The sequence below is a fragment of the Enterobacter cloacae complex sp. P43RS genome, from assembly GCF_014930585.1.
GTDB classification, from domain to species: Bacteria; Pseudomonadota; Gammaproteobacteria; order Enterobacterales; family Enterobacteriaceae; genus Enterobacter; species Enterobacter bugandensis.
Window position 1 is genome coordinate 47,847 of the sequence record NZ_JADBRJ010000001.1, and the last position, 23,071, is coordinate 70,917.

The following is a 23,071-nucleotide window of genomic DNA, read 5'->3' on the forward strand; positions in this document are numbered from 1 at the left end:
CAGCATGACACTGCCTGTAAGAGGGGCGCTATTCGCCGCGCAGGTGTTTTACCGTCAGTTCAGCCAGCGAATTCAGCTTAACGTCGGCAAGAGCATACCGCGGATCGTGGCGGTTTTCTTCATCGGGAACCACAATGGAGCGCATACGCGCGGCTTTGGAGGCCACCATGCCGTTTACTGAATCTTCCAGCGCGACGCAGGTAAGCGGATCAAGACCCAGCTTCGCGGCGCAGTCCATATAGACCTGCGGATGCGGCTTGCTGTAGGGCAGTTTTTCCGCAGACGCCAGGGCGTCAAAACTGTCGCGCAGCTCAAACATGATCAGCACTTTTTCCAGCATATGCAGCGGTGAAGCAGAAGCCAGGCCAACCTTCAGCCCCTGAGATTTGCACAGCGCGACAGCCTCATGTACGCCCGGCAAGAGCGGCTTGTTCTCCTCCACCAGCGCGATGGCGCGGCTGATAATACGCGAGGTGACTTCGTCGCGATCGGGCCCAACCCACGGCTGTTGGGCGTACCACAGGTCAACGACCATATCAATACGCAGGCCCAGCGTGTCGGGAAGTTCATTACGGCGACTGATATCAACGCCCAGGCTGGCCATCACGTCCAGCTCGGCGCGATCCCACAACGGCTCGGAATCAATCAGTAATCCATCCATGTCAAAAATAGCGGCAAGTATCTGGCGCGGTGTCGACATCACAACGTCTCCTTATCCAGGTGTTCGACAGACGATAAGTGCTAAGCACAGTCTGCAATTTAGCATATTGCTTTTAAAGAGCGGGCGAAATTGATGTCCAGCAGGTAGACTTAGGCTCAAATCACGCGTCTTTATGAAGAGGAACTGATGACGTATCAACAAGCTGGACGCATTGCTGTCTTAAAACGTATTGCAGGCTGGGTGATTTTTATTCCTGCCGTCATTTCTACGCTGATATCCGTGCTGAAGTTTATGTACGATCACAGCGAAAAACAGCCGGGCATTAATGCGGTAATGCTTGATTTTGCGCATGTCATGATTGAGATGGTGCGGTTTAACACCCCGTTCCTGAACGTCTTCTGGTTCAACTCGCCAACGCCGGACTTTCACCAGCAGCTGAATGTTGGGTTCTGGATTATCTATGCGCTGATTTTTATTGCGATGGCTCTGCAGTCATCGGGCGCACGAATGAGTCGCCAGACCCGTTTTTTACGCGAAGGGGTGGAAGATCAGCTTATCCTTGAGAAGGCGAAAGGTCCTGAAGGAATGAGCCGGGAGCAGATTGAATCCCGCATTGTGGTGCCTCGTCACACCATTTTCCTGCAAATTTTCCCGCTCTATATCCTGCCGGTTATCATCATCGTGGCGGGATATTTCTTCTTCTCACTGCTCGGTTTTCTGTAACGAATTAGGGTGGCGGCAAGGCCACCCGTTTTGTCTTTAAGCCGCAAGCACGCGTTCAAGCGCGCGCTGGGCGTTGACCAGATGTTGCCCGCCAAAAAGAATGGCTCGGTTCATCAGCGTATAGAGCTGATACACGGGCTGGCGCTCAAGGAAGTCCGGCGGCAGGGGGGAGACAGACTGATAGCCATCGTATATTTGCGGCGGTTGTTCGGGATGCAGGGGCAACATGGCCAAATCGCACTCTCTGTCGCCCCAGTAGCAGGCCGGGTCGAAGATATACGGGCCGTTGGGGCCCAGCGCGCAGTTATCGGACCATAAATCACCGTGCAGCAAAGACGCCTGAGGCTGGTGGGAGGCCAGGCGCTGTTGCACATGCTCGACGATGGCATCAATGTTGCCAAATTCCAGCCCTTTCTCTGCGGCCAGCTCAAGCTGCCATCCGATGCGCTGCTCGGCAAAGAACGTCGACCAGCGGCGCTGCCAGGCATTGGGCTGCGGCGTAGTGGAAAGGTCGTTGTCGAAGTCGAGACCAAACTGGGGCTGGTCGCTCCACTGGTGCAGGCGCGCTAACTGTTGCCCGAGAATAAAGGCATTATGGGCGTCCAACGGGCGGGCAGGGAGATAGTCCATCACCAGAAAGCTGTAGTCCCGGTCACTGCCCACGGCCAGCACCTCAGGTACCGTCACCGTTTTACTGCGGGACAACAGTTCAAGCTGATCGGCTTCAGCGGTAAAAATCGGGAGCAGCTCTCGCTCGTCGCATTTAACGAACAGATCGCGTCCTGCGTAGCGTAAATGCCACGCGGCGTGAATTTCCCCGCCCGGCAGCTCGTTACGCAGTTCAATTTCACCTTCACCCAATTGCTCATGTAAAAGATGACTGATAGCCTGCCACATGTTGACTCTCCCATGTTGTCTGCCAGATCATAAAGTTAGCGCATAACTGCGGTAAAAAAATACGAACTAACGCACACCTGAGCGGATTAATTTCATGCAGGGCACTTATTGTTCTTTTTTCTGCCAGCGTTCCCACGTCTCCACGGTGATGTCGGCAGGCTTGTCGGTCACGCTTTCCACCAGGCTGGCGGCCAGCGCATGCACCTCTTCTTCACTCAGGGCTGCGATCAGGCCAAACGCCAGGGTGCCTAAATCATGAATATGACCTTCGTCATCCGTTAGCGTGAGCAGGAAATTCGCCCGTGTAAAGGCATTGTTGAGCTCGTTAAGCTCGGTCAGCGATGCTTCATGAAGGCTGATGGTCACGACGTAGCGGGTGATATCACCACTGCTCATAATTCACCTCGTTGTTATCCTGAAAGTTTTTTTAGCATAGTCGATACGCCATATTTGGCGACTTCCACAGATATCCCCCTCCGTCAGGAGGGGGATATATCGGTTAGCTTCGTGACAGGTAATCGACGATTTTCTGCGTATCGGCAAGCGAACACAGGCGCGTTCCCTGATTGATGGTGGCGGCACTCCCCGCCGCGACGCCATAGCGCGTCATCTCCAGAAGTGATGCGCCCTGCGCCAGCTTCAGCGCCATCGCGCCGACCATACTGTCGCCTGCGCCGACGGTGCTCTGGCTCTTCATTGGGGGCGGAACAACCTGCACAAAGCCCGTCTTGTCGACGGCCAGCGCACCCTGAGGACCGAGAGAGACGACAACGCGGTGCGCTTTGCCGCTGCGAACCAGTTCTTCAGCGGCAGTACGCACGTCATCCGGCTGGCTAAGTTCGCGATTAACAAGCGCACTCAGCTCTTTCTGGTTAGGCTTAACGAGCTCAAGCTGTCCGGGTTCTAATGCCGCCTGCAGGGCTTCGCCTGAACTGTCGACAATGCAGCGAATGCCGCGCTGAAGTACGGCATCAACCAGTGCTGTCAGCTTTTCTGTTTTGACGCCTGGCGGCAGGCTACCGCTGATGACCAGCAGCGAGCCGCTTTCAATGGTTAGCACCTTCTCTTCCAGCTGACGAAACTCATCGTCGCTCAGCCTGGCGCCTGGCATAACGAATCGATACTGTTCCCCGCTGGACTCAACGTGGACATGCAGGTTCTGCCGGGTCCAGTCTTTGGCGTCTACGGTATCCACGGCAACCTGTTCATCGGCCAGCAAGGCAACAAGATGCTCCCCCGTGGCACCACCGGCCGGAAAGATGGCAGTCGCTTTACCGCCGAGGTGGGTAATCGCGCGCGCAACGTTAATCCCGCCGCCGCCCGGCTCAAATACGTGTGCGCTACAGCGTAGTTTACCTTCCGGGTAAATCTGCGGCGTTATGGTCGCGGAGTCGAGGGAAGGGGAGAGCGTCAGCGTATAAATAGAAGCCATCATAACCTCCTTTTAGCATGGGTTCTTTTAAGCCTGGCACCGATCGACAGGAAGGCAATGTAAATAACAGTATGATTTTAAAAATGAATGCTGACATAAATGCGATGAGGGATATATAAAATAAAACGCGTTTTGAGATCGTTCTTATTCAAAAAATGAAATAAGAAAATATTGCTATGTTATTTGCGCCTTTTTATAATTTGTTACCTTTCTCTGGACGCCTTGTCATTGATCCTCAAGAAAGTTTCCGAGACCGTGGTGGTCTCTTTTTTTGTTGTACGGACTCCTTAAATAAAATGAAGCTTTTGAAGACAGTACCCGCAGCACTGATGCTGGCGGGTGGCGTTTTTGCATCACTGAATGCAGCCGCCGATGACACCGTTTTTACTGTCATGGACGATCCCTCCACTGCCAAAAAACCGTTTGAAGGTAACCTGAACGCCGGGTATCTCGCGCAATCGGGTAATACGAAAAGCTCTTCTCTGACGGCGGACAGCACCCTGACCTGGTACGGCAATACCACTGCATGGTCGCTGTGGGGGAATGCCAGCAACACGTCCGCTAACGATGAACGCTCATCCGAGAAATACGCGGTCGGTGGACGTAGCCGTTACAACATGACCGACTATGACTACATCTTTGGTCAGGCAAGTTGGTTAACCGACCGCTTCAACGGCTATCGCCAGCGCGATGTGTTCACCGCCGGTTATGGTCGTCAGTTCCTGAATGGTCCGGTACACAGCCTCCGTTTCGAATTCGGTCCAGGTGTCCGCTATGACGAGTACACCAATGGCGAAAATGAAACCCAGCCGCTGGGCTATGCTTCCGGCACGTATGCCTGGCAGATGACCGACAACACCAAATTTACGCAGGGTGTTTCTGTGTTTGGTGCCGAGGATACGACGCTGAACTCCGAAAGCGCTTTGAACGTGGCTATCAATGAACACTTCGGTTTGAAATTGGCCTACAACGTGACCTGGAACTCTTCACCGCCAGAAACGGCACCGGATCATACCGATCGCAGAACCACGATTTCGCTGGGCTATAAAATGTAATCATAGCGGGCCGATGAAAGTGTCGGCCCGTTTTCATTATTATGGTTAACCCGCGCCAATAAATTCTCATCACGCGCAACGGCATTTATTTTTATTTGTACTTAGCCCCAAATCATTGCCGCCCACCGAAATAACAGCATTGCACCGCAGATGGCAACCAGCACCAGCACCATTTTCCAGTGTTTCACGGCAAATCGTTTTGTTGGCATAACCTAATCCTTGTTCGTTGATACGCATAGTCTATCAAACGGGGCCAAAAGATGCGCCTTCCCGGGAGCGATCGAGTTATGCCAACAAGGGGTCGGCTCAGAACCAGTGGAATCGTTCGGCGAGGATCAACACTAAACCTGTTGCGGAAAGGACGTTCAAAATCACAACCGTTCTACTGGATACATTCATGGTATGCACCTGTTGATATAAAAGGCATGTTCAAGAGTAGCCCAGCATGTCTGAAATGCGAGCGCCGGAGAGATGCAATCTGCAAATTTACGCTACGTGCCAGCCCATCATTCTGGCTGCAGAGGGTGCAATCTCCTTGCTGATAGTGTTAACATTACGTCGCTTGCCGTAAATCCGCATTAATCTGAATTCGGCAGGTGCATGATGACGAACCAATTTGACGATTGTTGGTCAGATGGTGTCGTAATCTATTGTCAAATCACGATTATTTTCTTTGTATATGCTCTTATGTGTGGGGCATCACTGCAAATAAGGATATAAAATGCCTGTAATTACTCTTCCTGATGGCAGCCAACGCCATTTCGACCACGCTGTTAGCCCTATGGATGTCGCCCTGGACATCGGTCCTGGCCTCGCGAAAGCGACCATCGCCGGCCGTGTGAACGGTGAGCTGGTTGATGCGTCCGATCTGATTGAAAACGATGCGACGCTTGCAATCATCACCGCGAAAGACGAAGAAGGTCTGGAGATCATTCGTCACTCCTGCGCACACCTGTTGGGTCATGCTATCAAGCAGCTGTGGCCAAACACCAAAATGGCGATCGGTCCGGTTATCGACAACGGTTTCTACTACGACGTTGATCTTGACCACACCCTGACCCAGGAAGATATCGACGCGCTCGAAAAACGTATGCACGAGCTCGCCGAGACCAACTATGACGTCATCAAGAAGAAAGTCAGCTGGCACGAAGCGCGTGAAACCTTCGTCAAGCGTGGCGAGAGCTATAAAGTCTCTATTCTCGATGAAAACATTGCTCATGATGACAAGCCTGGCTTGTACCATCACGAAGAATACGTCGACATGTGCCGTGGACCGCACGTGCCGAACATGCGCTTCTGTCATCATTTCAAACTGATGAAGATCGCCGGCGCCTACTGGCGTGGCGACAGCAACAACAAGATGTTGCAGCGTATCTATGGTACCGCGTGGGCGGATAAGAAAGCCCTGAACGCGTACCTGCAGCGCCTGGAAGAGGCCGCGAAGCGTGACCACCGTAAAATCGGTAAGCAGCTTGACCTGTACCACATGCAGGAAGAAGCGCCGGGTATGGTGTTCTGGCATAACGATGGCTGGACTATCTTCCGTGAACTGGAAACGTTCGTACGTTCCAAGCTGAAAGAGTACCAGTATCAGGAAGTGAAAGGCCCGTTCATGATGGACCGTGTGCTGTGGGAAAAAACCGGCCACTGGGACAACTACAAAGATGCGATGTTCACCACCTCGTCCGAGAACCGTGAATACTGCATCAAGCCAATGAACTGCCCGGGCCACGTTCAGATCTTCAACCAGGGTCTGAAATCCTACCGCGACCTGCCGCTGCGTATGGCGGAGTTCGGTAGCTGCCACCGTAACGAGCCATCAGGTGCGCTGCACGGTCTGATGCGCGTTCGTGGCTTTACGCAGGATGATGCGCATATCTTCTGTACTGAAGATCAGGTTCGTGATGAAGTTAACGCCTGTATTCGTATGGTCTACGATATGTACAGCACCTTTGGCTTCGAGAAGATCGTGGTCAAACTCTCAACGCGTCCGGAAAAACGTATCGGTAGCGATGAGACCTGGGACCGCGCAGAAGCGGATCTCGCCGTAGCGCTGGAAGAGAACGGTATTCCGTTCGAATACCAGCTGGGCGAGGGCGCATTCTACGGTCCGAAAATTGAATTTACCCTGTATGACTGCCTCGATCGCGCATGGCAGTGCGGTACTGTACAGCTGGACTTCTCCCTGCCGCAGCGTTTAAGCGCCTCTTATGTTGGCGAAGACAACGAGCGTCAGGTACCGGTCATGATTCACCGTGCTATTCTCGGTTCTCTGGAGCGCTTCATCGGCATCCTGACCGAAGAGTTCGCGGGCTTCTTCCCAACCTGGCTTGCGCCAGTGCAGGTCGTGGTGATGAACATTACCGATTCTCAGGCAGATTACGTTAAAGAATTGACGCAGAAACTACAAAATGCGGGCATTCGCGTAAAAGCAGACTTGAGAAATGAGAAGATTGGCTTTAAAATCCGCGAGCACACTTTACGTCGTGTCCCGTATATGTTGGTCTGTGGTGATAAAGAGGTGGAAGCAGGCAAAGTTGCCGTTCGCACCCGCCGTGGTAAAGACCTGGGCAGCCTGGACGTAAGTGAAGTGATTGAGAAGCTGCAACAAGAGATTCGCAGCCGCAGTCTTCAACAACTGGAGGAATAAGGTATTAAAGGCGGAAAACGAGTTCAAACGGCACGTCCGAATCGTATCAATGGCGAGATTCGCGCCCAGGAAGTTCGCTTAACAGGTCTGGAAGGCGAGCAGCTGGGGATTGTGAGTCTGAGAGAAGCGATCGAAAAGGCTGAAGAAGCTGGAGTAGATTTAGTTGAAATCAGCCCTAACGCCGAACCGCCAGTTTGTCGTATCATGGACTACGGCAAGTTCCTTTATGAAAAGAGTAAGTCTTCTAAGGAACAGAAGAAGAAGCAAAAAGTTATCCAGGTTAAGGAAATCAAATTCCGTCCTGGTACCGACGATGGCGATTATCAGGTAAAACTCCGCAGCCTGATTCGCTTTCTGGAAGATGGCGATAAGGCCAAGATCACGCTGCGTTTCCGCGGTCGTGAGATGGCCCACCAACAGATTGGTATGGAAGTGCTTAACCGCGTCCGTGAAGATCTGAGTGAACTGGCAGTAGTCGAATCCTTCCCTACGAAGATCGAAGGCCGCCAGATGATCATGGTGCTCGCTCCTAAGAAGAAACAGTAAGGCCTTCAAGCAGCAAAATCTGTGGAGCCTTCGGGTTTCATAGGTTTTGTTCGCCTATGTTTCGTTTATTTAACAATGCGAAGTGGAAGTTATTAAGATGCCAAAAATTAAGACCGTACGCGGTGCTGCTAAGCGCTTCAAAAAAACCGGTGGTGGTGGATTTAAGCGTAAGCACGCAAACCTGCGTCATATTCTGACCAAAAAATCTACTAAGCGTAAACGTCACCTGCGTCCAAAAGGCCTTGTTTCTAAAGGCGATCTGGGTCTGGTTATCGCGTGCCTGCCGTACGCATAAGCCGTTAACGTTTAATTTTTTACTAAGAATATAGATACAGGAGAGCACATATGGCTCGCGTAAAACGTGGTGTAATTGCACGTGCACGTCACAAGAAAATTTTGAAACAAGCTAAAGGCTACTACGGTGCGCGTTCACGCGTATACCGCGTTGCCTTCCAGGCTGTTATCAAAGCAGGTCAGTACGCTTACCGTGACCGTCGTCAGCGTAAGCGTCAGTTCCGTCAACTGTGGATTGCGCGTATCAACGCAGCAGCACGTCAGAACGGTATTTCTTACAGCAAATTCATCAACGGCCTGAAAAAAGCCTCTGTTGAAATCGACCGTAAGATCCTGGCTGACATCGCAGTATTCGACAAAGTAGCGTTCACCGCTCTGGTCGAAAAAGCGAAAGCAGCACTGGCATAAGCCAGTTGAGAGAGGGGGCCTGGCTCCCTCTTTTCATTTAACACCATCAGAAGATTGACATTTATCCGTGCAGGCTTTTCAATAAGGTCTTACCGGTTTTTACCCAACAAGGTAACGCAAGCATGAATGCTGCTATTTTCCGCTTCTTCTTTTACTTTAGCACCTGACTCCAGGAGGCTAGCGCGTGAAAGATGAAACGAAAAACAGCGCCAGATAAGCCTCCCGATGGAGGCTTTTTTTGTGCCTGAATTTGAGAGAATAACTCCACCAAATCGGTGTCTGCACCGACATAATGAGGAAAATCATGTCACATCTCGCAGAGCTGGTTGCCAGTGCAACAGCCGCCATTAATCAGGCCTCAGATGTTGCCGCGTTAGACAATGTCCGCGTCGAATATCTTGGGAAGAAAGGGCACCTGACCCTTCAAATGACAACCCTGCGTGAACTGCCGCCAGAAGAACGCCCGGCAGCGGGTGCGGTGATTAACGAAGCCAAAGAGCAGGTTCAGCAGGCGCTGAACGCGCGTAAGGCCGAGCTGGAGAGCGCGGTACTAAACGCGCGTCTTGCGGCAGAAACCATCGACGTTTCTCTGCCGGGTCGCCGTATTGAAAACGGTGGTCTGCATCCGGTTACCCGTACTATCGATCGTATTGAAAGTTTCTTCGGTGAGCTCGGCTTTACCGTGGCGACTGGCCCGGAAATCGAAGATGATTACCACAACTTCGACGCCCTGAACATTCCTGGCCATCATCCGGCACGCGCTGACCACGACACTTTCTGGTTTGACGCGACGCGTCTGCTGCGTACCCAGACCTCTGGCGTTCAGATCCGTACCATGAAGGAACAGGAACCGCCAATCCGCATCATCGCGCCGGGCCGCGTGTATCGTAACGACTACGATCAGACCCACACCCCAATGTTCCACCAGATGGAAGGTCTGATTGTTGATAAAAACATCAGCTTCACCAACCTGAAGGGCACGCTGCACGATTTCCTGAACAACTTCTTTGAGGAAGATTTGCAGGTTCGTTTCCGTCCGTCCTACTTCCCGTTCACCGAACCGTCTGCGGAAGTTGACGTGATGGGTAAAAACGGCAAATGGCTGGAAGTGCTGGGCTGCGGCATGGTGCATCCAAACGTGCTGCGCAACGTGGGCATCGATCCGGAAGTTTATTCCGGCTTTGCGTTCGGCATGGGCATGGAGCGTTTGACCATGTTGCGCTACGGCGTGACCGACTTACGTGCATTCTTCGAAAACGATCTGCGTTTCCTCAAACAGTTTAAATAAGGGCAGGACAGAACAATGAAATTCAGTGAACTGTGGTTACGCGAATGGGTTAACACCACGCTGGACAGCGAAGCGCTTTCCAACCAGATCACCATGGCGGGCCTGGAAGTTGACGGCGTTGAGCCGGTTTCCGGTGCCTTCAACGGCGTCGTGGTGGGTGAAGTGGTCGAGTGCGGCCAGCACCCTAATGCCGACAAACTGCGCGTGACAAAAGTGAACGTAGGCGGCGACCGTCTGTTGGACATCGTCTGCGGTGCGCCAAACTGCCGTCAGGGCCTGAAGGTGGCCGTGGCGACCGTCGGTGCCGTACTGCCGGGTGATTTCAAAATCAAAGCGGCCAAGCTGCGCGGTGAGCCGTCTGAAGGCATGCTGTGCTCCTTCTCCGAGCTGGGTATTTCCGACGACCACAACGGCATCATCGAGCTGCCATTGGATGCGCCAGTGGGTACCGATATCCGTGAATACCTGAAGCTTGATGACAATACTATCGAAATCAGCGTCACGCCAAACCGTGCCGACTGCTTAGGTATTATCGGTGTGGCGCGCGACGTGGCCGTACTGAACCAGACCGAACTCAACGCGCCGGAGATTGTGCCGGTTGAAGCGACCATCAGTGACGTGCTGCCGATTCAGGTTGACGCTGCTGATGCCTGCCCGCGCTATCTCGGTCGCGTGGTAAAAGGCATTAACGTTAAAGCGCCAACCCCGCTTTGGATGAAAGAGAAACTGCGCCGCTGCGGTATCCGCTCAATCGACGCCGTGGTTGACGTCACTAACTACGTTCTGCTGGAGCTGGGCCAGCCGATGCACGCGTTCGATAAAGATCGTATCGACGGCGGCATCGTTGTGCGCATGGCGAAAGAGGGCGAAACCCTGGTGCTGCTGGATGGCACAGAAGCCAAACTGAACGCCGACACCCTGGTGATTGCTGACCACAGCAAAGCGCTGGCGATGGGCGGTATCTTTGGTGGCGAACACTCTGGCGTCAACGACGAAACGCAAAACGTCCTGCTCGAATGTGCGTTCTTCAGCCCGCTCTCCATCACCGGCCGCGCGCGCCGTCACGGCCTGCACACCGACGCGTCTCACCGCTACGAGCGCGGCGTTGATCCGGCGCTGCAGTACAAAGCGATGGAGCGTGCAACCCGCCTGCTGATCGACATCTGCGGCGGCGAAGCGGGTCCGGTTATCGACGTCACCAACGAAGCGACCCTGCCGAAGCGTGCGACCATTACCCTGCGCCGCAGCAAGCTGGATCGCCTGATTGGTCACCACGTTGCCGACGCGCAGGTGACCGACATCCTGACGCGCCTGGGCTGCGAAGTGACCGAAGGTCAGGACGAGTGGAAGGCCGTTGCGCCGTCATGGCGTTTCGACATGGAAATTGAAGAAGACCTTGTGGAAGAAGTGGCCCGTGTTTACGGCTACAACAACATCCCTGACGAGCCTGTGCAGGCGGGTCTGGTGATGGGCACCCACCGTGAAGCCGACCTGTCCCTGAAGCGTGTGAAAACCATGCTGAACGACAAAGGCTACCAGGAAGTGATCACCTACAGCTTCGTTGATCCTAAGCTGCAGCAGCTGATCCACCCGGGTCAGGAAGCGCTGATCCTGCCAAGCCCAATCTCCAGCGAAATGTCCGCGATGCGTCTGTCCCTGTGGACGGGCCTGCTGGGGACTATCGTTTACAACCAGAACCGCCAGCAAAACCGCGTGCGCATTTTCGAAAGCGGTTTGCGCTTTGTGCCGGATAATCAGGCAAATTTAGGCATCCGTCAGGATCTCATGCTGGCTGGCGCCATCAGCGGTAACCGCTACGAAGAGCACTGGGACCTGGCAAAAGGCACGGTTGATTTCTACGATATGAAGGGCGATCTGGAAGCGATTCTTGATCTGACCGGTAAATTATCTGAAATTGAATTCCGCGCGGAAGCGATTCCTGCGCTCCATCCGGGCCAGAGCGCGGCGATTTATTTAGACGGCAAACGCGTTGGTTTCATTGGCGTTGTTCACCCAGAGCTGGAGCGTAAGCTGGACCTGAATGGCCGTACCATCGTGTTCGAGCTGGAGTGGAGCCCGGTTGCAGACCGCGTGATTCCTCAGGCGCAGGACATCTCTCGCTTCCCTGCAAACCGCCGTGATATCGCGGTTGTGGTCGCCGAAAATGTGCCCGCAGCAGATATTTTGGCCGAATGTAAGAAAGTTGGCGTAAATCAGGTAGTTGGCGTAAACTTATTTGACGTGTACCGCGGCAAGGGCGTAGCAGAAGGTTTCAAGAGCCTCGCTATCAGCCTTATCCTTCAGGATACCAGCCGTACACTCGAAGAAGAGGAGATTGCCGCTACCGTCGCCAAATGTGTAGAGGCATTAAAAGAGCGATTCCAGGCATCATTGAGGGATTGAACCTATGGCGCTTACAAAAGCTGAAATGTCAGAATATCTGTTTGATAAGCTTGGGCTTAGCAAACGGGATGCCAAAGAGCTGGTAGAGCTGTTTTTCGAAGAGATCCGTCGTGCTCTGGAAAATGGTGAGCAGGTAAAACTCTCCGGTTTTGGCAATTTTGATTTGCGAGACAAAAACCAACGTCCGGGCCGTAACCCGAAGACGGGGGAAGATATTCCCATTACAGCCCGCCGCGTGGTGACCTTCAGACCCGGCCAGAAGTTAAAGAGCCGCGTCGAAAACGCAACGCCTAAAGCAGAGTAATATGAACTAACCAAAAAGGCCGCCCACGCGGCCTTTTTTCTTTGCGCTCTCCGGCAAACACGCCGTAAAATCAATTACATCACTCGCTAACAAACCGTACACATGCTTGATTATGCTCATCGCCAGCACCGTTCCGATCGGCGTCGCCTGCTTCTGCTGGTGCTGCTGCTTATTCTTGCCGCGGGTATTAGCCTCTGCGCAGGCGACAGCTGGATCGGGCCTGAAAGCTGGCTGGGGCCTGACGGGCAGCTCTTCGTCTGGCAAATTCGCCTGCCGCGCACCGTCGCGGTGATCCTGGTCGGCGCCGCGCTGGCGCTGTCTGGCACCATTATGCAGGCGCTGTTCGAAAACCCGCTGGCGGAGCCCGGCCTGCTGGGGGTGTCGAACGGTGCAGGCGTCGGGCTGATTGCGGCGGTGATGCTGGGCGGGGGAGGACTCTCCGGCTGGAGCATTAGCCTGAGCGCCATTCTCGGCGCACTGCTGATCACAGTCATTCTTCTTCGCTTCGCCAGACGTCACCTGTCGACCAGCCGGCTGCTGCTTGCCGGCGTCGCGCTGGGGATCATCTGTAGCGCGCTGATGACCTGGGCGGTTTACTTCTCGACCTCCTTTGACCTGCGTCAGCTCATGTACTGGATGATGGGAGGCTTTGGCGGCGTTGACTGGCACCAGGGTTGGCTAATGGCGCTGCTGGTACCGGTCATCGCGTGGGCTGCGCTGCAGGCCCAGCCGCTGAATCGGCTCGCGCTGGGGGAAATCTCTGCCCGCCAGCTCGGCATGCCGATTGGTTTCTGGCGTAACGTACTGGTCATTGCCATTGGCTGGCTGGTAGGCGTGAGCGTGGCCCTGGCGGGGGCGATTGGCTTTATTGGGCTGGTCATTCCGCACATGCTGCGTCTTTGCGGCTTCACGGATCATCGAACCTTGCTTCCGGCCTCGGCGGTTGCCGGGGCTGCCACGCTGCTGGTGGCCGACATCATCGCCCGTCTCGCCCTGACGGCCGCAGAATTGCCTGTTGGCGTGGTAACCGCAACGCTGGGCGCGCCAGTCTTTATCTGGCTACTATTAAAAGCTGGACGTTAAATCGACAACCTGAGGAAATGCTATGCAGTCAGATATCCTGAATACCGAAGTGACCACCATTGATGGGGATAACACCACGCTGGAAAGCTACAAAGGCAAGGTGTTGCTCATCGTCAACGTGGCATCGAAATGCGGCCTGACGCCGCAGTACGAGCAGCTGGAGAATATTCAGAAGGCCTGGGAGAAAGACGGTTTTACCGTGCTGGGCTTCCCGTGCAACCAGTTCCTGGGCCAGGAGCCGGGCAGCGAAGAAGAGATCAAAACCTTCTGCAGCACCACTTATGGCGTGACGTTCCCGATGTTCAGCAAAATTGACGTCAACGGTGAAGACCGCCATCCGCTGTATGCGAAGCTGATTGCCGCCGCGCCGAAAGCCGTTGCGCCGGAAGAGAGCGGTTTTTACGAGCGCATGGCCAGCAAAGGCCGCGCGCCGCTCTATCCGGACGATATTCTGTGGAACTTCGAAAAATTCCTGATTGGTCGTGACGGCCAGGTCGTTCAGCGTTTTTCGCCGGATATGACGCCTGAGGACCCGATCGTCATGGAATCTATTAAGCTGGCGCTGGCGAAATAATGTCGCTGCTGATGCAGCTCACGGACGTCGCCGAGAAGGGGCGTCTGGAGCCGGTAACCTGCGACATCAATTCGGGTGAAATCCTGCATCTCGTCGGGCCAAACGGCGCGGGTAAAAGCACGCTGCTGGCGCGGATGGCGGGGCTGACCACCGGGCCAGGGCAGATTACGCTGCTGGAACATGCTTTGGTCGACTGGTCACCCGCCTCGCTGGCCCACCGGCGCAGCTACCTGGTGCAGCAGCAGGTACCGCCTTTTGCGATGCCGGTCTGGCATTATCTGATGCTGCATCTGCACGACAAACAGCATACGACACTGCTGGAGGAAGTGGCTGCGGCGTTAGGGCTGGAAGATAAACTGTCCCGGCTTGCCAGCCAGCTTTCCGGGGGGGAATGGCAGCGGGTGCGTCTGGCGGCGGTCATTCTGCAGATCCATCCCGCGGGCAACCCTCACGGGAGGATGCTGCTGCTGGATGAACCGATGAGCGGTCTGGATGTTGCCCAGCAGGCGGCGCTGGATAACCTGCTAAGCGCTCTGAGCAGAAAAGGTATCGCCGTAGTGATGAGCAGCCACGATCTTAACCATACGTTACGTCACGCCCATCGCGTGTGGCTCCTGTCGCGCGGCAGGATGATCGCCAGCGGTACGCGGGATCGGGTCCTTACGCCGCCAAATCTTGCCCGCGCCTACAACATGTCGTTCCGCAGGCTGGATATAGAGGGACATAAGATGCTGATTTCTACCGGGCAGGAGTAACCGTTTCTTGCCTGTGAACACAATTGCACGCTAAATTACCAAAAGAACAATAAAAGCAGAGGATTCGTCTGAAAATGCGATTCTGGTTTCTCTTCGTGGCGGCACTCTTTCTTGCGGGATGCAGCAGCCATCGTGCACCGCCGCCTAATCCGCGGCTATCGGATTCTATCACTGTTATTGCCAGCCTTAACGATCAGCTGAGCAACTGGCGCGGCACGCCTTACCGCTACGGCGGCATGAGCCGCGGCGGGGTGGACTGCTCAGGCTTTGTCCTGATGACGTTTCGTGACAAGTTTGATTTACAGCTTCCGCGAGACACGCGCAAGCAGGCGGAAATAGGCACTGAAATTGATAAAGACGATCTCCTTCCCGGTGATCTGGTCTTTTTCAAAACCGGATCGGGAGAAAGCGGCCTGCATGTTGGGATATATGATACAGACAATCAGTTTATTCATGCCTCTACCAGCCGCGGCGTGATGCGCTCTTCTCTCGATAACGTGTACTGGCGTAAAAATTTCTGGCAGGCGCGACGTATTTAGACTGCCCGAACACGTTTCTTATGTCGGCATGGTAACTATTAAACCATGCCGTTTTTCTCAAATAAGCTGATTAAAGTTAAATTTACCTAAATTAGCAACATCCTTATGTATCTGTTTTATCTAAAACTGGCTATTACTCAGTAACCAGGATAAGATTATTTTAGATTCAGGGATAAATCTGAAAATTAATACGGAACTAATGAAATTAAACTTATTAAAATCAAGACAGTGGAATTGTGTCAGCAATTGCTCCAGGATGTCCTCTCTCATCTTTAATGCGGGGCGAGTGCAATGATTATTACGCTAGATAATGCTTACCAGTCTGAACTGATGCTTCTGCCTGCCCGTAATAGCGCAGGCGAGCTAAAAGGTTTAGAAATACTGGTTAACTTTACTGGCGTCGGCACCGATGTGAGGATCCCCACTGAGCTCGTTATCCCTCGGCTTTCAGCGGCAGAGGAGTTAGCGCTGTTTAACGAAAAACTGCAATTGCTTGATACCTGTAAACTGTTTTTTATTCAGCATCAGTTAATTGCATGGATCAATATTACACCAGCAATTGTTGAGTTTTTATTAAGTAATGGGAATGCTGTTTCAATTCTTGAGCGTTATCCGTTTCTTGAGTTTACTGTTAATGAGAACTATCCAGGTTTAAATAACGGAAAGGACGATCTGCAGCTGGCAAGAATGGCGATCCATTTTCCGCTGGTGCTGGCAAACTTTGGAGCCGGTGCTGCATCGCTCAAGGCCGTCTATGATGGATTATTTAAACGGGTTATTCTTGATAAAGGATTCATCCAGCAGCGTGCTTCTGAGCTTTCTTTCGAGCCTTTTATGCGCGCGATCCTCTGGCAAATAACGCCGCACTGCCAGTCGGTGATCGTCTCCGGCATTGACGACCACGGTTTGCTGCAGCGCGTTCTGTCCTTCAATTTTGGTGCCATGCAGGGTGCGCTCTGGCCAGCCGTCTCGGCGGAGCACGTCACGACGCTCGTTCAGCAGCGATAACCCTGCCTTTCGCCCGTGTTTAAGTCCGGGTAAACCCTCTACACTAAAGGCAGGAGGACTTATGACCCTGTCTTTTACTGCTCACTGGCATGACGAGTTGCCTGGCTTTTACACCGCACTCAAACCAACACCGTTACATAATTCACGTCTTATCTGGCATAACGATCGGCTGGCCGATGAGCTGGCTATTCCGCCCGATCTGTTTCAGCGTTCAGACAGTGCTGGCGTCTGGGGAGGCGAGACGCTTCTCCCCGGTATGCAGCCTCTGGCTCAGGTCTATAGCGGACACCAGTTTGGCGTCTGGGCGGGGCAACTGGGTGACGGCAGGGGGATCCTGCTCGGCGAACAACGGCTTCCCAACGGGGAGACGGTTGACTGGCATCTGAAAGGCGCAGGTCTTACCCCTTACTCACGAATGGGCGACGGGCGCGCGGTATTGCGGTCAACGATACGCGAAAGTCTGGCATCCGAAGCGATGCATGTGCTGGGGATTCCCACCACCCGCGCGCTGTCGATCGTCACCAGCGACACGCCGGTGACGCGCGAAACGGTGGAAAAGGGGGCGATGCTGATGCGCATTGCGCAAAGCCATCTCCGCTTTGGTCATTTTGAGCACTTTTACTATCGCCGCGAGCCTGACAAGGTTCGCCAGCTCGCGGATTTCGCCATTCGCCACCACTGGGCGCATCTGCAGGATGAGGCGGATAAATACGTTCTCTGGTTCCGGGACGTGGTTGCCCGTACCGCCACGATGATTGCGCGCTGGCAAACGGTAGGCTTTGCTCACGGGGTCATGAATACGGACAACATGTCGATTCTTGGCCTGACCTTTGATTACGGTCCGTTTGGTTTCCTGGACGATTATCAGCCGGGGTATATCTGCAACCATTCCGACTATCAGGGGCGTTACAGCTTTGACAATCAGCCGGCGGTTGGGCTGTGGAACCTCCAGCGGCTTGCACAAACCTTATCGCCGTTTATCGACGTTGATGCCCTGAACGATGCGCTCGACAGCTATCAGGACCTTTTGCTGCGGGAATACGGCACGCTGATGCGTAACAAGCTGGGGCTGATGACCCAGGAGAAGGGCGACAACGACATCCTCAACGGCCTGTTTGCCCTGATGGCGCGTGAGGGAAGCGATTACACCCGCACCTTCCGAATGCTGGGCCAGACGGAGCAGCACAGCGCCGCCTCGCCGCTGCGCGACGAGTTTATTGACCGTCAGGCGTTTGACGACTGGTTTGCACAGTACCGCACGCGGCTGCAGCAGGAGCAGGTAGACGACGCTACCCGTCAGGCGCAGATGAACGCAGCGAATCCCGCGATGGTATTACGCAACTGGCTGGCGCAGCGGGCGATTGAGCAGGCAGAGCAGGGTGAGTACGACGAGTTACACCGGCTGCATCTGGCGTTGCGCACGCCGTTTGCCGACCGGGATGATGACTACGTCAGCCGCCCGCCCGACTGGGGCAAGCGGCTGGAGGTCAGCTGCTCAAGCTAGCGATTTTAGCCGGGCGGCGACGTTGCCTTACCCGGCCTGTTCATCACTGAGCAACCCAGCCGCCATCCATATTCCACGCAGCGCCGCGAACGTTCACGGCGCCGTCGCTGCACAAAAACAGCGCCAGCTCGCCCAGCTGTTCCGGGGTAACAAACTCCCCTGAAGGCTGTTTCTCCGCCAGAAGCTGTTCGCGAGCCTGCTCCGGCGGTACGCCGTCCGCGATACGTTTGTCGATTTGCTGCTGCACCAGCGGGGTCAGTACCCAGCCGGGGCAAATAGTATTGGCGGTAATACCCGTGCGGGCGGTTTCCAGCGCCAGGGATTTGGTAAAGCCCACCACGCCGTGCTTGGCCGCAACGTAGGCCGATTTCTCTTTCGACGCGACCAGCCCGTGAACGGAGGCGATATTGATGACGCGCCCCCAGTTTTTATCCCGCATGGTCGGCAGCGCCAGCCGGCTGGTGTGAAACACCGCGGAAAGATTAATGGCGATAATGTCGTTCCATTTCTCTACCGGGAAGGCGTCAACCGGAGCCACGTGCTGGATCCCGGCGTTGTTCACAAGAATGTCCACGCCGCCAAACTGCGATTCGGCGTAGCGCATCATGGCCTCAATCTGCAATACGTCCCGCAGATCCGCATCGTGATAGCCCGGCTTTTTGCCCAGTTGCGCAATCTCTTCCCGTGCCGATGCGCTGTCGCCGAAGCCGTTGAGGATCAGCTGCGCGCCCGCCTTCGCCAGCACGCGGGCGATCCCCAGACCAATGCCGCTGGTTGAGCCGGTGACCAGGGCGGTTTTACCGTTCAGATTCATTTTTCTCTCCTTACACAATGCCGGTCAGATAGAACACGGCAATGACAAAAAGTACTGCCAGACTTTTAATGATGGTGATAGCGAAAATGCCGCCGTAGGCCTGGCGATGGCTCAGGCCGGTGATAGCCAGCAGGGTAATCACCGCCCCGTTATGGGGAAGGGTATCCATCCCGCCGCTCGCCATCGAGGCCACGCGGTGCAGCACCTCGAGCGGGATATTGGCCGCATGGGCGGCGGCGACAAACGAGTCGGACATGGCGGCAAGGGCAATACTCATCCCGCCGGACGCCGAACCGGTGATCCCCGCGAGCACGGTCACGCTGATGGCCTCATTTAGCAGCGGATTCGGAATGGCCGCCAGCGCTTTGGATAACACCAGGAACCCAGGCAGCGCCGCGATAACCGCGCCGAAACCGTATTCCGAGGCGGTATTCATCGCCGCCAGAATGGCTCCGCTCACCGCCGTTCGGCTGCCTTCAGCCAGACGCCCCCGGATATTGCGAAAGCCAAAAACCAGCACCAGCACGATACCGGCGATCAGCGCCGCCTCCACGGCCCAGATGGCGGTGATCTTGCCCACCTCGGTCACAATCGGTTTCGCCAGGCCGGGCAGGGTAAGCTCGTGACTCACGCCGTACCAGCCGGGGATCCAGCGGGTAAACAGCAGGTTCAGTATGCCCACCACCAGCAGCGGAGAGATAGCAATCAGCGGATGCGGGAGATTAATGTTATCCGGCGTCTCGGGTTCATTTTTCAGATCCGTGCCGTAACCTTCATTATTATTGAGCGCCTTCCGGCGCTGGCGCTCCAGCCAGAGCAGGCCAAAGATGATAATAAACAGAGAGCCGATAAGCCCCAGCCACGGGGCCGCCCAGGCGTTCGTGCCGAAGAAGCTGGTGGGGATGATATTCTGGATCTGCGGCGTGCCGGGCAGGGCGTCCATGGTAAACGAGAATGCCCCCAGCGCCACGGTGGCCGGTATCAGCCGCTTAGGGATGCCGCTCTGGCGAAACAGCTCGGCGGCAAACGGGTACACCGCAAACGCCACCACGAACAGCGAAACGCCGCCGTAGGTTAACAGCGCGCATACCAGGACAATCACCGGGATGGCGTGTCGACGCCCGAGGATCTGGATTGCGGCGGCGACGATGGAGCGTGAGAAGCCGGAAAGCTCAATCAGCTTGCCAAACACCGCACCCAGCAGGAACACCGGGAAGTAGAGCTTGACGAAGCCCACCATCTTTTCCATAAACAGGCCGGTAAACGTCGGGCCGACGGCACCCGGATCGGTCAGCAGCACGGCACCGAGCGCCGCGATCGGCGCAAACAAAATAACGCTGTATCCGCGGTAGGCCGCCAGCATCAGCAGTGCCAGCGCCGCCAGGGCTATTAACACACTCATTATGACTCCTCACTTTACTTATTATTCGGGTACCAACGAGAGGTTTAACGCTCGACGGTCAGGGCAATGCCTTGTCCGCCGCCTACGCACAGGGTGACGAGCCCTTTTTTAACGTCACGGCGCTGCATTTCGTACAGCAGGGTCACGAGGATTCGGCAGCCGGAAGCACCAATCGGATGGCCCAGGGCGATGGCACCGCCGTTAACGTTGACCTTGTGCTCATCCCAGCCGAGCTGCTGGCCCACCGCCAGCGCCTGGGCGGCAAAGGCTTCATTGGCTTCAATGAGGTCCACCTCGTCGAGCGTCCAGCCCGCCCGCGCCAGCGCCGTCCGGCAGGCGCTGACCGGGCCCATGCCCATTACTGACGGGTCAACGCCCGTCACGGCGTAACTCACGATGCGGCCAAGGACAGGCAATCCGCTCTCCCGCGCCTTTTCCTCGCTCATCAGCAGCACCGCGGCGGCACCGTCGTTGAGCGTGGAGGCATTCCCCGCCGTGACGGTGCCTTCCTCGTGCAAAAAGGCGGGGCGCAACTGCGCAAGCTGCTCTGCGGTAGTGCCTGGTCGGGGCTGTTCGTCACGATCAATAACCAGCGGCGGCTTTTTACCCTGTTTCACCGTCACCGGCGCTATCTCGGCGTCAAGCCGGCCGGACTCAATGGCGGACGCCGCTTTTTGCTGCGAGCGGGCGGCGAAGGCGTCCTGCTGCTCGCGGGAAATGTCATACTCGCGGGCGACGTTTTCTGCGGTGATCCCCATGTGGTAATCGTTGAATGCGTCCCACAGGCCGTCGGTAATCATGCTGTCCTTGAGGCCCGCATGCCCGAAACGCAGCCCGGCACGTGCGCCGTCCAGCAGATACGGGGCGTTGCTCATGCTCTCCTGACCGCCGGCGATAACCACCTCCGCGTCGCCGCAGCGGATCGCCTGGGCGGCGAGCTGGACCGCTTTTAAGCCCGCACCGCACACCAGGTTGACGGTGGTCGCCGGCGTGCTGACGGGCAATCCGGCGCCGATGGCCGTCTGGCGGGCGGGGTTTTGCCCGCATCCGGCCGTCAGCACCTGGCCGAAAATCAGTTCGTCTACCTGTTTGGCGCTGAGACCACTGTTCTCCAGCAGGTGCCGTACCGTGACGGCCCCAAGCTCAACCGCAGAAAGGGACGAGAGCGATCCGCGAAAACTGCCAATGGGGGTTCGCGTTGCTCCGACAATCATGACCTTTTTCATGCTGACCCCTCAGGTGAAGCGCATCTCGCGCACGTCGTCCGCCACAATGATTTTCCCTGCCGTTTTACGCACGATCTCGTCAATACTGGCGCCCGGGGCGTATTCCCGCAGGATGAACGCGCCGTCCTGAATTTCCAGCAGCGCGAGATCGGTCAGGACCCGACGGATACAGCCCGCGCCCGTGAGCGGCAGCGTGCAGCGCGGCAGCAGCTTCGACTCACCGCTCTTTGAGGCGTGGGTCATCACCACGATGATATTCTGCGCCCCGGCAACGAGATCCATCGCGCCGCCCATGCCCTTCACCATCTTTCCGGGGATCATCCACGAGGCGATGTTGCCCTCCACGTCCACTTCAAATGCGCCCAGCACGGTCAGGTCCACGTGGCCGCCGCGGATCATGGCAAACGACTGGGCCGAGTCGAAAATGGCCGCGCCGGTCCGCGCGGTCACGGTCTGTTTACCGGCGTTGATCATGTCAGGATCAAGGGTCTGCTCGTCGGGAAAAGCCCCCATCCCCAGCAGGCCGTTTTCCGACTGCAGCATCACGTCCATCCCGTCCGGAATGTAGTTCGCCACCAGGGTAGGGATGCCGATCCCCAGGTTGACGTAATAACCGTCGCGCAGCTCGCGGGCGACGCGCCTGGCCATCTGTTCACGGGTTAACATCGTCACACTCCTTGCGCGCGCAAGGTGCGCTGCTCAATGCGTTTTTCAAACTGGCCGACAATCAGCCTGTCGACGTAAATTCCCGGGGTGTGAATGGCCGACGGGGGCAGTTCACCCGGCGGAACAATCTCTTCCACCTCCACCACCGTGATCCGGCCCGCCGTTGCCATCAGCGGATTAAAGTTTTGCGCGGTATGGCGATAGATGACGTTGCCGTACCAGTCCGCTTTCCACCCCTTGATCAGCGCGAAGTCACCGACGATCGCCTCCTCGAGGATGTAGTGCTTCCCCGCGAACTGGCGCACGTCCTTGCCGGTCGCCACGGGCGTGCCGTAGCCGGTGGCCGTATAAAACGCCGGAATACCGGCCCCGCCCGCGCGCACCTTTTCCGCCAGCGTGCCCTGCGGCGTAAGCTCAATTTCCAGCTCGCCACTCAGCACCTGCTGCTCAAACAGCGCGTTCTCGCCGACGTAAGAGGCCACCACTTTTCGAACCTGCCGCGTTTCGAGCAGTATCCCCAGGCCGAATCCATCCACGCCGCAGTTGTTTGACACCACGGTCAAATCTCTCACCTGGCGGCGTCGGACCTCCGCAATCAGGTTCTCCGGAATGCCGCACAGGCCGAAGCCGCCCGCCAGCAAGGTCATTCCGTCCGTCAGCCCGTCCAGCGCCTGCGCATAGCTGCCGACGCGCTTATCCAGTCCTGCCATAGTCATCCCTCCCGTTAACCGTGCCGGTATCATTAGGGGCGGCGACTCATTTGTTAATTTTGAATTTGTGACCCACTCATTTGGTTTTCTTATTAATTTCCTGTTAACTAATTCTTTTCAATTAGTTAA

27 protein-coding genes and 1 other annotated feature are annotated in these 23,071 nt (G+C 55.6%); of the genes, 16 read left to right on the forward strand and 11 right to left on the reverse strand.

Annotation, left to right across the window (positions count from 1 at the left end; genetic code table 11):
• Positions 1-28: 28 nt before the first annotated feature.
• A complete protein-coding gene (gene hxpB, locus IM294_RS00235) occupies positions 29-700 on the reverse strand; it encodes a hexitol phosphatase HxpB (protein WP_126817505.1) in 672 nt (223 codons plus the stop codon).
• Positions 701-847: 147 nt separating this feature from the next.
• Here hxpB and IM294_RS00240 point away from each other — a divergent pair, with 147 nt between their 5' ends.
• The gene (locus IM294_RS00240; protein WP_126817503.1) at positions 848-1,384 is read left to right on the forward strand and encodes a YniB family protein; all 537 of its coding nucleotides are present in this window, start codon (positions 848-850) and stop codon (positions 1,382-1,384) included.
• Positions 1,385-1,420: 36 nt separating this feature from the next.
• Here the strand turns inward: IM294_RS00240 and IM294_RS00245 are convergent, their stop codons facing one another.
• From IM294_RS00245 to pfkB, 3 genes are all read right to left on the reverse strand, one after another.
• Positions 1,421-2,281 (reverse strand): fructosamine kinase family protein, encoded by an 861-nt coding sequence (locus tag IM294_RS00245; RefSeq protein WP_041910453.1) that lies wholly within the window; start codon positions 2,279-2,281, stop codon positions 1,421-1,423.
• A 105-nt stretch (positions 2,282-2,386) separates the two neighbouring features.
• Entirely contained in the window at positions 2,387-2,677 is a 291-nt protein-coding gene (ghoS, locus tag IM294_RS00250) for a type V toxin-antitoxin system endoribonuclease antitoxin GhoS (protein WP_028012811.1), read from the reverse strand.
• A 103-nt stretch (positions 2,678-2,780) separates the two neighbouring features.
• Positions 2,781-3,713: a 6-phosphofructokinase II gene (gene pfkB / locus IM294_RS00255; RefSeq protein ID WP_126817785.1), complete on the reverse strand. Its 933-nt coding sequence runs from the start codon at positions 3,711-3,713 to the stop codon at positions 2,781-2,783.
• Between the two features lie 296 nt (positions 3,714-4,009).
• Between pfkB and IM294_RS00260 the strand changes: the two genes are divergently transcribed.
• Entirely contained in the window at positions 4,010-4,768 is a 759-nt protein-coding gene (locus tag IM294_RS00260; RefSeq protein ID WP_028012813.1) for a YdiY family protein, read from the forward strand.
• A gap of 101 nt (positions 4,769-4,869) precedes the next feature.
• On the opposite strand, the gene yniD is transcribed toward IM294_RS00260, so the two are convergent.
• Positions 4,870-4,977, reverse strand: coding sequence for a small membrane protein YniD (gene yniD / locus IM294_RS00265; protein ID WP_088205299.1), 108 nt, complete (start codon positions 4,975-4,977; stop codon positions 4,870-4,872).
• A gap of 97 nt (positions 4,978-5,074) precedes the next feature.
• The gene (gene yncL / locus IM294_RS00270) at positions 5,075-5,167 is read right to left on the reverse strand and encodes a stress response membrane protein YncL (RefSeq protein WP_072032007.1); all 93 of its coding nucleotides are present in this window, start codon (positions 5,165-5,167) and stop codon (positions 5,075-5,077) included.
• A gap of 322 nt (positions 5,168-5,489) precedes the next feature.
• Between yncL and thrS the strand changes: the two genes are divergently transcribed.
• From thrS to selO, 14 genes are all read left to right on the forward strand, one after another.
• Positions 5,490-7,418, forward strand: coding sequence for a threonine--tRNA ligase (gene thrS, locus IM294_RS00275; protein WP_028012814.1), 1,929 nt, complete (start codon positions 5,490-5,492; stop codon positions 7,416-7,418).
• A gap of 3 nt (positions 7,419-7,421) precedes the next feature.
• Positions 7,422-7,964 carry a translation initiation factor IF-3 gene (infC, locus tag IM294_RS00280; RefSeq protein ID WP_059287945.1) on the forward strand — a complete coding sequence of 181 codons (543 nt, stop codon included), beginning with the start codon at positions 7,422-7,424 and terminating at the stop codon, positions 7,962-7,964.
• Positions 7,965-8,061: 97 nt separating this feature from the next.
• The gene (gene rpmI, locus IM294_RS00285) at positions 8,062-8,259 is read left to right on the forward strand and encodes a 50S ribosomal protein L35 (protein WP_003030583.1); all 198 of its coding nucleotides are present in this window, start codon (positions 8,062-8,064) and stop codon (positions 8,257-8,259) included.
• A gap of 50 nt (positions 8,260-8,309) precedes the next feature.
• Positions 8,310-8,666 (forward strand): 50S ribosomal protein L20, encoded by a 357-nt coding sequence (gene rplT / locus IM294_RS00290; protein ID WP_000124850.1) that lies wholly within the window; start codon positions 8,310-8,312, stop codon positions 8,664-8,666.
• A 117-nt stretch (positions 8,667-8,783) separates the two neighbouring features.
• Positions 8,784-8,908: a sequence feature (Phe leader region), on the forward strand.
• On the forward strand, positions 8,789-8,833 hold the full coding sequence (pheM, locus tag IM294_RS00295; RefSeq protein WP_001386830.1) for a pheST operon leader peptide PheM: 45 nt from the start codon (positions 8,789-8,791) through the stop codon (positions 8,831-8,833). (Overlaps the previous feature by 45 nt.)
• A gap of 62 nt (positions 8,909-8,970) precedes the next feature.
• On the forward strand, positions 8,971-9,954 hold the full coding sequence (pheS, locus tag IM294_RS00300) for a phenylalanine--tRNA ligase subunit alpha (RefSeq protein WP_020884406.1): 984 nt from the start codon (positions 8,971-8,973) through the stop codon (positions 9,952-9,954).
• A 15-nt stretch (positions 9,955-9,969) separates the two neighbouring features.
• Positions 9,970-12,357, forward strand: coding sequence for a phenylalanine--tRNA ligase subunit beta (gene pheT / locus IM294_RS00305; RefSeq protein ID WP_126817501.1), 2,388 nt, complete (start codon positions 9,970-9,972; stop codon positions 12,355-12,357).
• Positions 12,358-12,361: 4 nt separating this feature from the next.
• A complete protein-coding gene (ihfA, locus tag IM294_RS00310; protein WP_003857805.1) occupies positions 12,362-12,661 on the forward strand; it encodes an integration host factor subunit alpha in 300 nt (99 codons plus the stop codon).
• Between the two features lie 102 nt (positions 12,662-12,763).
• Positions 12,764-13,744, forward strand: coding sequence for a vitamin B12 ABC transporter permease BtuC (gene btuC, locus IM294_RS00315; RefSeq protein WP_088205301.1), 981 nt, complete (start codon positions 12,764-12,766; stop codon positions 13,742-13,744).
• A 22-nt stretch (positions 13,745-13,766) separates the two neighbouring features.
• Positions 13,767-14,318: a glutathione peroxidase gene (locus tag IM294_RS00320; RefSeq protein WP_028012818.1), complete on the forward strand. Its 552-nt coding sequence runs from the start codon at positions 13,767-13,769 to the stop codon at positions 14,316-14,318.
• Positions 14,318-15,073 (forward strand): vitamin B12 ABC transporter ATP-binding protein BtuD, encoded by a 756-nt coding sequence (gene btuD, locus IM294_RS00325; protein WP_126817499.1) that lies wholly within the window; start codon positions 14,318-14,320, stop codon positions 15,071-15,073. The genes IM294_RS00320 and btuD overlap by 1 nt, the downstream gene beginning before the upstream one ends.
• 74 nt (positions 15,074-15,147) lie before the next feature.
• Positions 15,148-15,612 (forward strand): C40 family peptidase, encoded by a 465-nt coding sequence (locus IM294_RS00330; protein WP_028012820.1) that lies wholly within the window; start codon positions 15,148-15,150, stop codon positions 15,610-15,612.
• Positions 15,613-15,903: 291 nt separating this feature from the next.
• Entirely contained in the window at positions 15,904-16,620 is a 717-nt protein-coding gene (locus IM294_RS00335) for an EAL domain-containing protein (protein WP_028012821.1), read from the forward strand.
• 61 nt (positions 16,621-16,681) lie between these two features.
• Entirely contained in the window at positions 16,682-18,124 is a 1,443-nt protein-coding gene (selO, locus tag IM294_RS00340; protein WP_126817497.1) for a protein adenylyltransferase SelO, read from the forward strand.
• Positions 18,125-18,167: 43 nt separating this feature from the next.
• On the opposite strand, the gene IM294_RS00345 is transcribed toward selO, so the two are convergent.
• The 5 genes from IM294_RS00345 to IM294_RS00365 are packed head-to-tail and all read right to left on the reverse strand — an operon-like array spanning position 18,168 to position 22,942.
• On the reverse strand, positions 18,168-18,938 hold the full coding sequence (locus IM294_RS00345) for a 3-hydroxybutyrate dehydrogenase (RefSeq protein WP_048959435.1): 771 nt from the start codon (positions 18,936-18,938) through the stop codon (positions 18,168-18,170).
• A 10-nt stretch (positions 18,939-18,948) separates the two neighbouring features.
• The gene (locus tag IM294_RS00350) at positions 18,949-20,343 is read right to left on the reverse strand and encodes a GntP family permease (RefSeq protein WP_202816180.1); all 1,395 of its coding nucleotides are present in this window, start codon (positions 20,341-20,343) and stop codon (positions 18,949-18,951) included.
• Positions 20,344-20,384: 41 nt separating this feature from the next.
• Positions 20,385-21,566, reverse strand: a complete 1,182-nt coding sequence (locus IM294_RS00355) for an acetyl-CoA C-acetyltransferase (protein WP_193360289.1) — start codon at positions 21,564-21,566, stop codon at positions 20,385-20,387.
• A 9-nt stretch (positions 21,567-21,575) separates the two neighbouring features.
• Positions 21,576-22,232 carry a CoA transferase subunit B gene (locus IM294_RS00360; protein ID WP_126817493.1) on the reverse strand — a complete coding sequence of 219 codons (657 nt, stop codon included), beginning with the start codon at positions 22,230-22,232 and terminating at the stop codon, positions 21,576-21,578.
• A 2-nt stretch (positions 22,233-22,234) separates the two neighbouring features.
• The gene (locus tag IM294_RS00365) at positions 22,235-22,942 is read right to left on the reverse strand and encodes a CoA transferase subunit A (protein WP_028012827.1); all 708 of its coding nucleotides are present in this window, start codon (positions 22,940-22,942) and stop codon (positions 22,235-22,237) included.
• Between the last annotated feature and the right edge of the window lie 129 nt (positions 22,943-23,071).

Coding starts and splice junctions, on each gene's coding strand:
- hxpB (WP_126817505.1), bottom strand. CDS start 700: ATGTCGACACCGCGCCAGATACTTGCCGCTATTTTTGACATGGATGGA.
- IM294_RS00240 (WP_126817503.1), top strand. CDS start 848: ATGACGTATCAACAAGCTGGACGCATTGCTGTCTTAAAACGTATTGCA.
- IM294_RS00245 (WP_041910453.1), bottom strand. CDS start 2,281: ATGTGGCAGGCTATCAGTCATCTTTTACATGAGCAATTGGGTGAAGGT.
- ghoS (WP_028012811.1), bottom strand. CDS start 2,677: ATGAGCAGTGGTGATATCACCCGCTACGTCGTGACCATCAGCCTTCAT.
- pfkB (WP_126817785.1), bottom strand. CDS start 3,713: ATGGCTTCTATTTATACGCTGACGCTCTCCCCTTCCCTCGACTCCGCG.
- IM294_RS00260 (WP_028012813.1), top strand. CDS start 4,010: ATGAAGCTTTTGAAGACAGTACCCGCAGCACTGATGCTGGCGGGTGGC.
- yniD (WP_088205299.1), bottom strand. CDS start 4,977: ATGCCAACAAAACGATTTGCCGTGAAACACTGGAAAATGGTGCTGGTG.
- yncL (WP_072032007.1), bottom strand. CDS start 5,167: ATGAATGTATCCAGTAGAACGGTTGTGATTTTGAACGTCCTTTCCGCA.
- thrS (WP_028012814.1), top strand. CDS start 5,490: ATGCCTGTAATTACTCTTCCTGATGGCAGCCAACGCCATTTCGACCAC.
- rpmI (WP_003030583.1), top strand. CDS start 8,062: ATGCCAAAAATTAAGACCGTACGCGGTGCTGCTAAGCGCTTCAAAAAA.
- rplT (WP_000124850.1), top strand. CDS start 8,310: ATGGCTCGCGTAAAACGTGGTGTAATTGCACGTGCACGTCACAAGAAA.
- pheS (WP_020884406.1), top strand. CDS start 8,971: ATGTCACATCTCGCAGAGCTGGTTGCCAGTGCAACAGCCGCCATTAAT.
- pheT (WP_126817501.1), top strand. CDS start 9,970: ATGAAATTCAGTGAACTGTGGTTACGCGAATGGGTTAACACCACGCTG.
- ihfA (WP_003857805.1), top strand. CDS start 12,362: ATGGCGCTTACAAAAGCTGAAATGTCAGAATATCTGTTTGATAAGCTT.
- btuC (WP_088205301.1), top strand. CDS start 12,764: ATGCTTGATTATGCTCATCGCCAGCACCGTTCCGATCGGCGTCGCCTG.
- IM294_RS00320 (WP_028012818.1), top strand. CDS start 13,767: ATGCAGTCAGATATCCTGAATACCGAAGTGACCACCATTGATGGGGAT.
- btuD (WP_126817499.1), top strand. CDS start 14,318: ATGTCGCTGCTGATGCAGCTCACGGACGTCGCCGAGAAGGGGCGTCTG.
- IM294_RS00330 (WP_028012820.1), top strand. CDS start 15,148: ATGCGATTCTGGTTTCTCTTCGTGGCGGCACTCTTTCTTGCGGGATGC.
- IM294_RS00335 (WP_028012821.1), top strand. CDS start 15,904: ATGATTATTACGCTAGATAATGCTTACCAGTCTGAACTGATGCTTCTG.
- selO (WP_126817497.1), top strand. CDS start 16,682: ATGACCCTGTCTTTTACTGCTCACTGGCATGACGAGTTGCCTGGCTTT.
- IM294_RS00345 (WP_048959435.1), bottom strand. CDS start 18,938: ATGAATCTGAACGGTAAAACCGCCCTGGTCACCGGCTCAACCAGCGGC.
- IM294_RS00355 (WP_193360289.1), bottom strand. CDS start 21,566: ATGAAAAAGGTCATGATTGTCGGAGCAACGCGAACCCCCATTGGCAGT.
- IM294_RS00360 (WP_126817493.1), bottom strand. CDS start 22,232: ATGTTAACCCGTGAACAGATGGCCAGGCGCGTCGCCCGCGAGCTGCGC.
- IM294_RS00365 (WP_028012827.1), bottom strand. CDS start 22,942: ATGGCAGGACTGGATAAGCGCGTCGGCAGCTATGCGCAGGCGCTGGAC.